Consider the following 12,940-nt stretch of genomic DNA (forward strand, 5'->3'; position numbering starts at 1 on the left):
GTTCGTGAGCGCAGTATGGCCCCTCGTGGGAAGCGCCGGGGGTGGCACTGATGCGCGTGATGGCCCAGATGGGCATGGTGATGAACCTCGACAAGTGCATCGGATGCCACACCTGTTCGGTCACGTGCAAGCAGGCGTGGACCAACCGGGCCGGCACCGAGTACGTGTGGTTCAACAACGTCGAGACCCGGCCCGGACAGGGCTACCCCCGCCGCTACGAGGACCAGGAGCAGTGGCGCGGCGGCTGGGCGCTGAACGGTCGCGGCCGCCTGAAGCTGCGCACGGGCAGCCGGCTGAAGCGCCTGCTCACGATCTTCTCGTCGCCCGTGCAGCCCAAGCTCGAGGACTACTACGAGCCGTGGACGTACGACTACCAGACCCTGATCGACGCGCCGCTCGGCGACGACTTCCCGGTCGCGCGGCCGAAGTCGCTCATCACCGGCGAGGACACGAAGATCACGTGGTCGGCGAACTGGGACGACGACCTGGGCGGGGCGAGCGAGCTGGGGCACCTCGACCCGATCGTCGAGAAGGTCCGTCGCGAGAGCGAGGACGCGATCAGGTTCCAGTTCGAGCAGACGTTCATGTTCTACCTGCCGCGCATCTGCGAGCACTGCCTCAACCCCTCGTGCGTGGCGTCGTGCCCGTCGGGCGCGATCTACAAGCGCGAGGAGGACGGCATCGTCCTCGTCGACCAGGACCGCTGCCGCGGCTGGCGGCAGTGCATCACCGGATGCCCCTACAAGAAGATCTACTTCAACCACAAGACCGGCAAGGCCGAGAAGTGCACCCTCTGCTACCCCCGTCTCGAGGTCGGCATCCCGACGGTGTGCTCGGAGACGTGCGTCGGACGGCTCCGTTACCTGGGCCTGTTCCTCTACGACGCCGACCGGGTCACCGAGGCCGCCTCGACGCCCGACGAGAAGGACCTCTACGAGGCGCAGCTCGACCTCATGCTCGACCCCGACGACCCCGAGGTCATCGCCGTGGCGCGTGAGCAGGGCATCGCCGACGACTGGATGGACGCGGCCCGCCGCTCCCCCGTCTACGCGCTCGCGAAGAAGTACCGGGTCGCGCTGCCGCTGCACCCCGAGTACCGCACGATGCCGATGGTCTGGTACATCCCTCCGCTGTCGCCCATCGTCGACCTGCTGCGCGACCAGGGCCACGACGCCGAGTCGGCCGGCACGCTGTTCGGGGCGATCGAGGCGCTGCGGATCCCAGTCGAGTACCTCGCGGAGCTCTTCACCGCGGGCGACACCGACCTCGTCACGGGGGTGCTGCGCAAGCTCGCCGCGATGCGGGCGTACCTGCGCGACATCACGCTCGACCGCGAGCGCGACGAGTCGATCGCGGCGGCGGTCGGCACGACCGGGTCGATGCTGTACGAGCTGTACCGGCTGCTCGCGATCGCGAAGTACGAGGAGCGCTACGTCATCCCGACCGCGCACTACGAGCAGGCGCACGAGCTCGAGGAGCTGGGCTGCTCGCTCGACTTCGACGGCGGCCCATACGAGGTCGCGGGATCCGGCCCGTTCGGCGAGGCGAGCGGCCGACCCGCGCCGGTCGCGGTCGAGACGTTCCTCGCGCTGCGCGACCGGCAGACCTCGGGCGGCACCGCGGGCGACGAGACACTGCGGGGCCGGGTCAACCTGCTGAACTGGGACGGCAACGGCACGCCGGCGGGGCTGTTCCCCGACCGCGACGCGGGCGGCGGCGCGGCATCCGGCGGCGCGGGGCCCGGCCCGGCGGCGGGCCCGGGCGACTCGCCGCCCGACGACCGGGGCGGGGGTGCGCGATGAACCGCCGGATCGTGTACCAGGCGGCATCCGTGTGCCTGAGCTACCCCGACGAGACGGTGCTCGGGCTCGCCGCGGTCGTGCGCCGCGCGCTCGGCGAGGCGGCTCGGCCGGCGGCCGCGTCGTTCGCCCCGCTGCTCGACTGGTGGGCGACGACGCCCCCGGCGGAGGTGCGCCGCATCTACGTCGACACGTTCGACATGTCGAAGCGCCACGCGCTCTACCTCTCGTACTGGACCGACGGCGACACCCGCCGCCGCGGCATGGCGCTCGGCGAGTTCAAGCGCCGCTACCGCGAGGCCGGCGGCGAGCTCGGCGACACGGGCGAGCTGCCCGACTACCTGCCGCTCGTGCTCGAGTTCGCACAGCATCGCCCCGACGCCGGCGCCGAGCTCATGCAGGAGTACCGGGCGAGTCTCGAGCTCATCCGCCTCGCCCTCGCCGAGCGGGATTCGCCATACGCCGGCGTGGTCGCAGCGGTCTGCGCGACGCTGCCCGGGCGGTCGCCCGAGGACCGGCAGCAGGCGATGGCCATGGCGGCGGCCGGTCCGCCGACCGAGTCGGTCGGGCTCGAGCCGCACGACCCGCGGCTGCTGCCCCTCGAGCCGATCGGCGGCGCGACATGAGCGTGCTGCTCTGGGGAATCCTGCCCTACGTCATGGTCGCGGTGCTCGTCGGCGGACTCATCTGGCGCTATCGCTACGACCAGTTCGGCTGGACCACGCGGTCATCGCAGCTCTACGAGTCGCGGCTGCTGCGGATCGGGTCGCCGCTGTTCCACTTCGGCATCCTCGTCGTGGTGATCGGGCATGTGGTCGGCCTGCTCATCCCCAAGGCGTGGACCGAGGCGGTCGGCGTCTCTGAGGACCTCTACCACGTGATGGCGCTCGGCCTCGGAACGATCGCCGGGTTCGCGACGCTCGTCGGCGTCGGCATCCTGATCTACCGCCGGCGCACCACGGGGCCCGTGTTCATGGCGACGACGAAGAACGACAAGACGATGTACGTCGTGCTCGTCGCGGCCATCGTCGCGGGCCTCGCGACCACGGTCATCAGCGTGTTCGGGCCGCACGAGGAGGTCACGTACCGCGACACCGTGTCGCCCTGGTTCCGGTCGTTGTTCGTGTTCCAGCCCGACATCCAGGCGATGTCGGAGGCGTCGCTCGCGTTCCAGGTCCACACGCTCATCGGCATGGCGCTGTTCATCATCTGGCCGTTCACCCGGCTCGTGCACGCGTTCACGGCCCCCGTGCACTACCTGTTCCGCCCGTACATCGTGTACCGGTCGCGCGACGGGCGCCCGAGCACGGCCGGCGGCATCCGGCGCGGCTGGGCCCCGGTCGGCACACCCGACCGCGACGCCGACCGCGGTGGCCGTGCGACCACGCGCGCCACCGGCCGCACGACCACCCGCACTCCGAAGGACCGCGCAGGAAGGGGCACCAGATGACCGAGCCGGCCGCCGCGCCCGCGACGACCGCCGAGCTGCCCGGCCGCGGGCTCAACCTCGGCCTCGCGCTGCTCGCGTTCGCGATCACGTTCTGGGCGTGGAACATCATCGCGCCGCTGGCCGTGCAGTACGCCGACGACCTCGACCTCGACCCCACCCAGACGTCGCTGCTCATCGCGACGCCGGTGCTCGTCGGGTCGATCGGGCGAATCTTCACCGGCGCGCTCACCGACCGGTTCGGCGGCCGGATCATGTTCACGATCCTCACCGGGGTCTCGGCGGTGCCCGTGCTGCTGGTGATGTTCGCCGGCGAGATCGGCTCGTATCCCCTGCTGCTCGCCTTCGGGTTCGTGCTCGGCATCGCGGGCACGACGTTCGCCGTCGGCATCCCCTTCGTGAACGCGTGGTACGAGCCGTCGCGGCGCGGCTTCGCGACCGGCCTGTTCGGCGCCGGCATGGGCGGCACGGCGCTGTCGTCGTTCTTCACGCCGCGGATGGTGGCCTCGTTCGGGTACGTGGCCACGCACGTGATCCTCGCGATCGCGCTCGTCATCGTGGCGATCGTCGTGTGGATGCTCATGCGCGACTCGCCACGGTGGGCGCCGAACCGCGACCGGGTCGTGCCGAAGCTCGCGGCCGCGGGCCGGCTGGCCGTGACCTGGCAGATGGCGTTCCTCTACGCGGTCACGTTCGGCGGCTTCGTGGCGTTCTCGACCTACCTGCCGACGTACCTCAAGGAGGTCTACGGCTTCGGACTCGCCGATGCCGGTGCCCGCACCGCCGGGTTCGCGATCGCGGCCGTCGTCGCCCGCCCGGTCGGCGGCTGGCTGTCCGACAAGATCGGCCCGGCGAGGGTCCTCATGATCTCGCTCGCGGGCGCGGCCGTGATGGCGATCATCATCTCGCTGAAGCCGCCGCCCGAGCTGCTCGCGGGCACGACGTTCGTGGTCATGGCCGTGTTCCTCGGCCTCGGCACGGGTGCGGTGTTCACGTGGGTCGCCCAGCGCGCACCCGCGGAGCGCGTCGGCACGGTCACCGGCATCGTCGGCGCGGCCGGCGGCCTCGGCGGGTTCTTCCCGCCGCTCGTCATGGGCGCGACCTACGACGCGGCCACGCACACCTACACGATCGGCCTGCTGCTGCTGTGCGCGACGGCGCTCGTCGCGCTCGTGTTCACGGTGTTCCTCGCGCGGCGCGATCGGTCGCGCGCGGCCTGAGCGGGTCCACTACCACGGGGGCGCGATCGGACGGCAGCCCGTCCCGAGGGGGTGTCGCCCGCCGGGCATGCGCGGCAGACTGTGAGGATGCACGAGCGAGCGGGAACCCCGGCGACCGAATCCGATCTCATCGACGTCGAGGCTCTCGTCAGGGCCTACTACGACCTCGAGCCCGACGTCTCGATCCCCGAGCAACGCGTCGTGTTCGGCACGTCGGGCCACCGCGGCTCGTCGTTCAACCGCAGCTTCAACGAGCGGCACATCCTCGCGATCACGCAGGCGATCGTCGAGTACCGCACCGCGCAGGGCGTCACCGGGCCGCTGTTCATCGGCGCCGACACGCATGCACTGAGCGCCCCCGCGCAGACCACGGCGCTCGACGTGCTCGTGGCCAACAACGTGCGGGTGCTCACCGACCAGTACGACGACTACGTGCCGACGCCGGCGCTCTCGCACGCCATCCTCACGTGGAACAACGACCCGGCGAAGCGCGCCGAGGGCGAGGCCGACGGCATCGTGATCACGCCGTCGCACAACCCGCCCCAAGACGGCGGCTTCAAGTACAACCCGCCGCACGGCGGCCCGGCCGACTCCGACGCCACGAGCTGGATCGCGAACCGCGCGAACGAGCTCCTCGCCGACGACTGCCGCGAGGTGAACCAGGCCGAGCCGAGCGCCGTCGAGATGTTCGACTTCCGCTCGAACTACGTCGACGACCTCGGCAGCATCATCGACTTCGACGCCATCCGCGAGTCGGGCATCCGCATCGGCGCCGACCCGCTGGGCGGGGCATCCGTGCACTACTGGGCCGCGATCCGCGACACGTACGGCATCGACCTCACGGTCGTCAACGAGCGCGTCGATCCGGCCTGGTCGTTCATGACGCTCGACTGGGACGGCAAGATCCGCATGGACCCGTCGAGCCCGTCGGCCATGGCCTCGGTGCTCGCGAACGCCGAGGGCTACGACATCCTCACGGGCAACGACGCCGACGCCGACCGGCACGGCATCGTCACGCCCGACGACGGCCTCATGAACCCCAACCACTACCTCGCCGTCGCGATCGAGTACCTCTACACCCATCGCCCAGAGTGGCGGTCGGATGCCGCGATCGGCAAGACCCTCGTGTCGAGCTCGATGATCGACCGCGTCGCCGAGTCGCTCGGCCGCCGCCTCTGGGAGGTGCCGGTCGGCTTCAAGTGGTTCGTCCCGGGCCTGATCGACGGATCCGTCGCGTTCGGCGGCGAGGAGAGCGCGGGCGCCTCGTTCCTCCGCAAGGACGGCACCGTCTGGACGACCGACAAGGACGGCATCCTGCTGTGCCTGCTCGCGTCCGAGATCCGCGCGGTCACGGGCAAGTCGCCGTCGCAGCTCTACGCAGAGCTCGTCGAGCGGTTCGGCGATCCGGCGTACCAGCGCACTGATGCCGCGGCCACCCCCGCGCAGAAGGCCGCGCTCGGCAGGCTCGACGGCGACGCGATCGCGGCGACCGAGCTGGCCGGCGAGCCCATCACCGCGAAGCTCTCGCACGCGCCCGGCAACGACGCGGCGATCGGCGGCGTGAAGGTGCAGACCGCCGACGCGTGGTTCGCGGCGCGGCCGAGCGGCACCGAGGACGTCTACAAGATCTACGCCGAGTCGTTCAAGGGACCCGAGCACCTCGCGGTCGTGCAGGAGGAGGCCAAGCGCGTGGTCGACGCGGCCCTCGGCTGACCGCCTCGATCCGCAACGATTCCCCACCCCGATCCGGGTGCGACGATGCACGCGACCGACCTCCAGAGGAGTCCCATGGAAGCCTGGCCCGGCACCGCCTATCCGCTCGGCGCGACCTTCGACGGCAGCGGCACGAACTTCGCGATCTTCAGCGAGACCGCCGACCGCGTCGAGCTCTGCCTGTTCGACGCCGACGGCACCGAGACCCGCGTCGAGCTGCAGGACGTCGATGCGTTCGTCTGGCACGCCTACCTACCGCAGGTGCAACCCGGGCAGCGCTACGGCTACCGCGTGCACGGACCGCACGACCCCGAGCAGGGACTGCGCACGAACCCGAACAAGGTGCTGCTCGACCCGTACGCGAAGGCGGTCGCCGGCCGGTTCGACTGGGACCAGTCGCTCTTCGGCTACGACTTCGGCGACCCCGACTCGCGCAACGACGACGACTCCGCGGAGCACGTTGCGCATGCGGTGGTGATCAACCCGTTCTTCGACTGGGCGGGCGACCGCCGTCCCAACACGCCGTACTCGCAGACGATCATCTACGAGGCGCACGTGAAGGGCCTCACCGAGCTGCACCCCGACGTGCCCGAGGAGCAGCGTGGCACGTACGCCGGCGTGGCGCATCCGGCCGTCATCGAGCATCTCCTGAAGCTCGGGATCACCGCCATCGAGCTCATGCCGGTGCACCAGTTCGTGCACGACGCGGTGCTGCTCGACAAGGGGCTGCGCAACTACTGGGGTTACAACACCATCGGCTACTTCGCGCCGCACAACGAGTACGCGTCCACGGGCGAGCTCGGCCAGCAGGCGCAGGAGTTCAAGAGCATGGTGCGCACGCTGCACGAGGCGGGCATCGAGGTCATCCTCGACGTCGTCTACAACCACACGGCCGAGGGCAACCACCTCGGCCCGACGATCTCGTTCCGCGGCATCGACAACCCCGCGTACTACCGCCTCGAGGACGACGACAAGCGCTACTACACCGACTACACGGGCACGGGGAACTCGCTCAACGTGCGGCATCCGCACGCCCTGCAGCTCATCATGGACAGCCTGCGCTACTGGGTGCTCGAGATGCGGGTCGACGGCTTCCGCTTCGACCTCGCGGCGACGCTCGCGCGCGAGTTCTACGACGTCGACCGCCTGTCGAGCTTCTTCGAGCTCGTGCAGCAGGATCCGGTCGTCTCGCAGGTGAAGCTCATCGCCGAGCCGTGGGACGTCGGGCCCGGCGGCTACCAGGTGGGCAACTTCCCGCCGCAGTGGACCGAGTGGAACGGCCAGTACCGCGACACCGTGCGCGACTTCTGGCGCGGCGAGCCCTCGACCCTCGGCGAGTTCGCCTCGCGCATCACGGGCTCGGCCGACCTCTACGAGAACAGCGGCCGCCGGCCCGTCGCGTCGATCAACTTCGTGACCGCGCACGACGGATTCACGCTGCGCGACCTGGTGTCGTACGACGAGAAGCACAACGACGCGAACGGCGAGGACAACCGCGACGGGGAGTCGCACAACCGCTCGTGGAACGGCGGCGTCGAGGGCGAGACCGACGACCCCGAGGTGCTCGCGCTGCGTGCCCGGCAGCAGCGGAACTTCATCGCCACGATGCTGCTCTCGCAGGGCGTGCCGATGCTGCTGCACGGCGACGAGCTCGGCCGCACGCAGCTCGGCAACAACAACACCTACGCGCAGGACAGCGAGCTGACCTGGATCCACTGGGACGAGGCCGACCACCCGCTCATCGAGTTCACCGCCGCGGTCGCCCGACTGCGGAAGGACCATCCGACGTTCCGACGGAGCCGGTTCTTCGATGGCCGTCCGGTCGAGAGCGACGAAGGCGGCGAGGGCGCCCCGCTCCCCGACATCGTGTGGCTGCGCCCCTCGGGCACGCAGATGCGGGCGAAGGACTGGGATGCCCCGCTCGGGCGTTCCGTCGGCGTCTACCTGAACGGCGGCGGCATCCGCCAGCGGGATGCGCGGGGCGAGCCGATCACCGACGTGGACTTCCTGCTCTTCTACAACGCGGCACCCGACCCCGTCGACTTCACGGTGCCGCTGCGCACCCACCAGCAGTGGGACGTGGTGATCGACACCGCGGGTCGCGCCGCCGACGCGGAGGCGAGGGGCGCCGGCGCGGTATTCACGCTCGAGGGCCGGTCGATGCTCGTGCTGCGCGCGCACAGCGAGCCCGAGGCCGAGCCCGACCACTCGGTCGCCGCGTCGCTCTCGGTGCGCACGCAGCAGGCCGGCCACTCCCCCGCGCCGCCCATCAACGGATCGACCGTGACCAAGCCGTCGAAGGGATAGCGGATGCCTCGGACGCCCGTCTCGACCTACCGCCTGCAGGTGCGCCCGTCGTTCGACCTCGACGCCGTCGCCGGCATCGTCGACTACCTCCACGACCTCGGCGCCGACTGGCTGTACCTCTCGCCGCTGCTGGAGTCCGAGGCCGGGTCCGACCACGGCTACGACGTGGTCGACCACTCCCGCGTCGACGCCGCGCGCGGCGGCCCCGAAGCGCTCGAGCGCGCGTCGGCCGCCGCCCACGAGCACGGCATGGGCGTGCTCGCCGACCTCGTGCCGAACCACGTCGGCGTCGCGACGCCCGCGGCGATGGCGTGGTGGTGGGACGTGCTCGCGAACGGCCGCGGGTCGCGGTACGCGCAGGCGTTCGACATCGACTGGGACTTCGGGGGCGGGCGACTGCGGATCCCGGTGCTCGGCGGCGCCGGCGACGTCGACGCGCTGCGCCTCGTGGCGGTGCCCGATGGCGACGGCTTCGAACTGCGCTACTGGGACCACCGGTTCCCCGTGGCATCCGGCACCGCAGAACCCGGCGACGACCCGGTGGCCGTGCACGATCGCCAGCACTACGAGCTCGTCGACTGGCGGCGCGCCGACTTCGACCTGAACTACCGGCGCTTCTTCGCCGTGAACACGCTCGCGGCGATCCGCGTCGAGGTGCCGTGGGTCTTCGACGAGAGCCACGTCGAGGTGCTGCGCTTGCTTGATGCCGGGCTCGTCGACGGCCTGCGCGTCGATCACCCCGACGGGCTGCTCGATCCGGGCGCCTACCTCGAGCGGCTCGCCGAGCGCACCTCGGGCGCGTACGTGCTCGTCGAGAAGATCCTCGAGGGGCCCGAGCGGATCCCGCCGGGCTGGCCGACCGACGGCACGACCGGGTACGACGCGCTCGCCGACGTCGACCGCGTGCTCGTCGATCCCGCGGGCGAGGCGCCGCTCACCGAGCTCGACACGCGACTGCGCGGCGGGGATCCCGTCGACTGGGCCGTCATGATCCACGGCACGAAGCGCGCGATCGCCGACGGGATCCTGCGGTCGGAGGTGCTGCGGCTCGACCGCACGCTCATCGACGCCACGCTCGCTGCCCCCGTCGCCACGCGCGCTGAGCCCGTCGAAGCGCTCGCTGAGCCCGTCGAAGCGCTCGCTGAGCCCGTCGAAGCGCTCGCTGAGCCCGTCGAAGCGAGCGCCGCACGCGGCGTTGCGATGCCCGCGCCGGTCCCTTCGACGAGCTCGGGGACCGAAATCGCCGACGCGGTCGCCGAGCTGCTCGCGTGGTTCCCCGTGTACCGCTCGTACCTGCCGTTCGGCGTCGAGCACCTGCACGAGGCCGCCGAGCGCACCGTGCGGCACCGGCCCGAGCTCGGCCCGGTCGTGGAGCGCCTGCTGCCGATCCTGTCGGATCCGGGGCATCCGGCCGCCCTGCGATTCCAGCAGACGAGCGGCATGGTCATGGCCAAGGGCGTCGAGGACACGGCGTTCTACCGGTACACCCGGCTCACGAGCCTCACCGAGGTGGGCGGCGACCCGGCCGAGTTCGCGACCGACCTCGACGAGTTCCACGCCCGGGCGCGCGATCGGCACGAGCGGATGCCGCGGTCGATGACCACGCTGTCGACCCACGACACCAAGCGCGGCGAGGACGTGCGGGCCCGGATCGACGTGATCGCCGAGCTTCCCGGCGAGTGGACCGCGATCCTCGACGAGCTGCGCGAGCTGGCGCCCCTCGGCGACGGACCCCTCGAGCACCTGCTCTGGCAGGCGATCGTGGGCGCGTGGCCCGCGAGCCGCGAGCGACTGCACGCCTACGCCGAGAAGGCCGCACGCGAGGCCGGGAACTCCACCACGTGGTACGAGCCCGACGCCGCGTTCGAGGCGCGCATGCACGCGCTCGTGGACGCCGTGTTCGACGACGAGCGCGTGGCGAACCTCGTCGGGCGGGCCGTCGAGCTCCTCGAGCGGCCGGGCTGGTCGAACTCGCTGTCGGCGAAGCTCATCCAGCTGACCGCGCCAGGCGTGCCCGACGTCTACCAGGGCAGCGAGCTCTGGGAGCAGTCGCTCGTCGACCCCGACAACCGCCGGCCGGTGGACTTCGACCTGCGCCGGCGCATCCTCGCGATGCTCGACGCCGGAGCCCTCCCCCAGGTCGGCGCGGGCGGCGCGGCGAAGCTCCTCGTCACGAACCGTGCCCTTCGCCTGCGCCGCGACCGGCCCGACCTGTTCGGCGACTACACGCCGCTCGCGGCATCCGGACCGGCGGCGGAGCACCTCGTGGCGTTCGACCGCGGCGGCGCGATCACGCTCGCGACCCGGCTGCCGGTGGGCCTCGCCGCCCGCGGCGGCTGGGGCGACACCGTGGTCGACCTCGGCAGCGCGCCCTTCGTCGACGTGATCACGCGGCGACGGCACGCCGGCGGCGAGCTACGGCTCGCCGAGCTGCTCGATCGCTATCCGGTGGCGCTGCTCGCCGACGAAGGAGGCACCGCATGAGCGCGTCCGACGCGAACGGCCCGACCGAGTTCCGCGTGTGGGCGCCCCGGGCCGAGCGGATGACGCTGCAGCTCGACGGGGCGCGGCATCCGATGACCGCGGAGCCCGACGGCTGGTGGAGCGCCACCGCGTCGGGCCGTGACTACGGCTACCTCATCGACGACGCCGAGACGCCGCGCGCCGACCCGCGGTCGCGGTGGCAGCCCGACGGGGTGCACGCGCTCTCCCGGGTGTTCGATTCCGGCGCCCACGAATGGCACGACCAGGCGTGGACCGGGCGCCGGCTCGCCGGCGGCGTGGTCTACGAGCTCCACATCGGCACGTTCACGCCCGAGGGCACCCTCGACGCCGCGATCGGGAGGCTCGACCACCTCGTCGACCTCGGGGTCGACTTCGTCGAGGTGCTGCCGGTCAACGCGTTCAACGGCGAGTGGAACTGGGGCTACGACGGCGTGCTCTGGTACGCGGTGCAGGCGTCGTACGGCGGACCGGCGGCCTACCAGCGCTTCGTCGACGCCTGCCACGCACGCGGGCTCGCGGTGATCCAGGACGTGGTCTACAACCACCTCGGCCCGAGCGGCAACTACCTGCCCGAGTTCGGCCCCTACCTGCACGAGGGGCGCGCGAACACGTGGGGCGCGTCGCTCAACCTCGACGGCCCCGACTCCGATCACGTGCGCGAGCACATCATCGGGAACGCGCTGATGTGGCTCGACGAGTACCATGTCGACGGGTTGCGGCTCGACGCCGTGCACGCGCTCGTCGACCACCGTGCCGTGCACCTGCTCGAGGAACTCGCGGAGCGGGTCGACGCGCTCTCGGCGCACGTGCGCCGGCCGCTGACCCTCATCGCCGAGAGCGACCTCAACGATCCGCGCATGATCCGGCCGCGCGAGGCGCACGGCAACGGGATCACGGCGCAGTGGAGCGACGACTTCCACCACGCCGTGCACGTGGCCGTCTCGGGCGAGACGGTCGGCTACTACGAGGACTTCGCGCCGCTCGCAGCGCTGCGCGAGGTGTTCGAGCGCGGGTTCTTCCACGCGCGGACGATGTCGACGTTCCGGGGGCGCGTGCACGGGCGGGGCATCGACGAGGAGCGCACGCCCGCGTGGCGGCTCGTGGTGTTCGACCAGGACCACGACCAGGTCGGCAACCGGGCCGCGGGCGATCGGCTCGCGGCATCCGTCGACGACGGCGGGCTCGCGATCGCGGCAGCGCTCACGCTGCTCTCGCCGTTCACGCCGATGCTGTTCATGGGCGAGGAGTGGGCGGCATCGACGCCGTGGCAGTTCTTCACGTCGCACCCCGAGCCCGAGCTCGGCCGGGCGACCGCCGAGGGACGCATCGCGGAGTTCGAGCGCATGGGCTGGGACCCTGCGGTCGTGCCCGACCCGCAGGACCCTGAGACGTTCCGGCGCTCGAAGCTCGACTGGGCCGAGCCGTATCCCGACGCGGTCGACCCCGAACTGCCCGAGTCAGGGGATTTCGGATTCGTGGCCGGACCGCGCATCCCCGAATCCCGGCATACGCGGATGCTGCGCTGGTATCGGTCCCTCATCGCGCTGCGTCGCTCGCGACCCGAGCTCACCGACCCCAGGATGACGCTGACCCGCGTCGAGATCGACGAGGACGCCCGGACCGTGCTCGTGCACCGCGGCGCCGTCGTCATCGCGGTGAACCTCGGACCGGCCGGTGCGGCGACGACACTCGCCGGACGCGTGCTGCTGCACTCGGGCGTGCTCGCCGGGGATCCCGTTCCAGAGGCAGCCGACGCGCGCGTGCTGCCCGCGCGGTCGGTCGTCGTGGTGGAAACCGTCGAGACCGGTTCCCGCATCGAGGAGTAGCTCACCGCGCCGACGCTCCTCGAGACCCCGCTGGCCCGAATGCAGGAACTCCTGCCGGGCCGTCGGCGTGTCGACGACCGCGCGGCGGCGTGTCGCCGCGTTCTTCCTGGATTCGTGACGACA

Annotated in this window: 8 protein-coding genes; all 8 read left to right on the forward strand. The window is 71.4% G+C overall.

Annotated elements, in window-relative coordinates; translation table 11 throughout:
* Window positions 1-50 precede the first annotated feature (50 nt).
* A complete protein-coding gene (gene narH / locus FYC51_RS06480) occupies window positions 51-1,802 on the forward strand; it encodes a nitrate reductase subunit beta (protein WP_148732795.1) in 1,752 nt (583 codons plus the stop codon).
* A complete protein-coding gene (gene narJ / locus FYC51_RS06485) occupies window positions 1,799-2,425 on the forward strand; it encodes a nitrate reductase molybdenum cofactor assembly chaperone (protein ID WP_148732796.1) in 627 nt (208 codons plus the stop codon). The genes narH and narJ overlap by 4 nt, the downstream gene beginning before the upstream one ends.
* Window positions 2,422-3,249, forward strand: a complete 828-nt coding sequence (gene narI, locus FYC51_RS06490) for a respiratory nitrate reductase subunit gamma (protein WP_148732797.1) — start codon at window positions 2,422-2,424, stop codon at window positions 3,247-3,249. Before narJ ends, narI begins: the two co-directional genes overlap by 4 nt.
* Entirely contained in the window at window positions 3,246-4,466 is a 1,221-nt protein-coding gene (locus FYC51_RS06495; RefSeq protein ID WP_148732798.1) for a nitrate/nitrite transporter, read from the forward strand. The genes narI and FYC51_RS06495 overlap by 4 nt, the downstream gene beginning before the upstream one ends.
* 87 nt (window positions 4,467-4,553) lie before the next feature.
* Complete coding sequence (gene pgm / locus FYC51_RS06500) at window positions 4,554-6,179, forward strand: phosphoglucomutase (alpha-D-glucose-1,6-bisphosphate-dependent) (protein ID WP_148732799.1); 1,626 nt, start codon at window positions 4,554-4,556, stop codon at window positions 6,177-6,179.
* A 75-nt stretch (window positions 6,180-6,254) separates the two neighbouring features.
* Window positions 6,255-8,486: a glycogen debranching protein GlgX gene (gene glgX / locus FYC51_RS06505; RefSeq protein WP_148732800.1), complete on the forward strand. Its 2,232-nt coding sequence runs from the start codon at window positions 6,255-6,257 to the stop codon at window positions 8,484-8,486.
* A 3-nt stretch (window positions 8,487-8,489) separates the two neighbouring features.
* Window positions 8,490-10,970, forward strand: coding sequence for a malto-oligosyltrehalose synthase (locus FYC51_RS06510; protein WP_148732801.1), 2,481 nt, complete (start codon window positions 8,490-8,492; stop codon window positions 10,968-10,970).
* Window positions 10,967-12,817, forward strand: coding sequence for a malto-oligosyltrehalose trehalohydrolase (gene treZ, locus FYC51_RS06515; protein ID WP_148732802.1), 1,851 nt, complete (start codon window positions 10,967-10,969; stop codon window positions 12,815-12,817). The genes FYC51_RS06510 and treZ overlap by 4 nt, the downstream gene beginning before the upstream one ends.
* Window positions 12,818-12,940: the final 123 nt, after the last annotated feature.

It is taken from the genome of Agromyces mariniharenae (assembly GCF_008122505.1).
Lineage (GTDB): Bacteria > Actinomycetota > Actinomycetes > Actinomycetales > Microbacteriaceae > Agromyces > Agromyces mariniharenae.

Excerpts from the sequence above, each read along its gene's own strand:
- narI (WP_148732797.1), top strand. The coding sequence starts at position 2,422 with ATGAGCGTGCTGCTCTGGGGAATCCTGCCCTACGTCATGGTCGCGGTG.
- narH (WP_148732795.1), top strand. The coding sequence starts at position 51 with ATGCGCGTGATGGCCCAGATGGGCATGGTGATGAACCTCGACAAGTGC.
- glgX (WP_148732800.1), top strand. The coding sequence starts at position 6,255 with ATGGAAGCCTGGCCCGGCACCGCCTATCCGCTCGGCGCGACCTTCGAC.
- FYC51_RS06495 (WP_148732798.1), top strand. The coding sequence starts at position 3,246 with ATGACCGAGCCGGCCGCCGCGCCCGCGACGACCGCCGAGCTGCCCGGC.
- narJ (WP_148732796.1), top strand. The coding sequence starts at position 1,799 with ATGAACCGCCGGATCGTGTACCAGGCGGCATCCGTGTGCCTGAGCTAC.
- treZ (WP_148732802.1), top strand. The coding sequence starts at position 10,967 with ATGAGCGCGTCCGACGCGAACGGCCCGACCGAGTTCCGCGTGTGGGCG.
- pgm (WP_148732799.1), top strand. The coding sequence starts at position 4,554 with ATGCACGAGCGAGCGGGAACCCCGGCGACCGAATCCGATCTCATCGAC.
- FYC51_RS06510 (WP_148732801.1), top strand. The coding sequence starts at position 8,490 with ATGCCTCGGACGCCCGTCTCGACCTACCGCCTGCAGGTGCGCCCGTCG.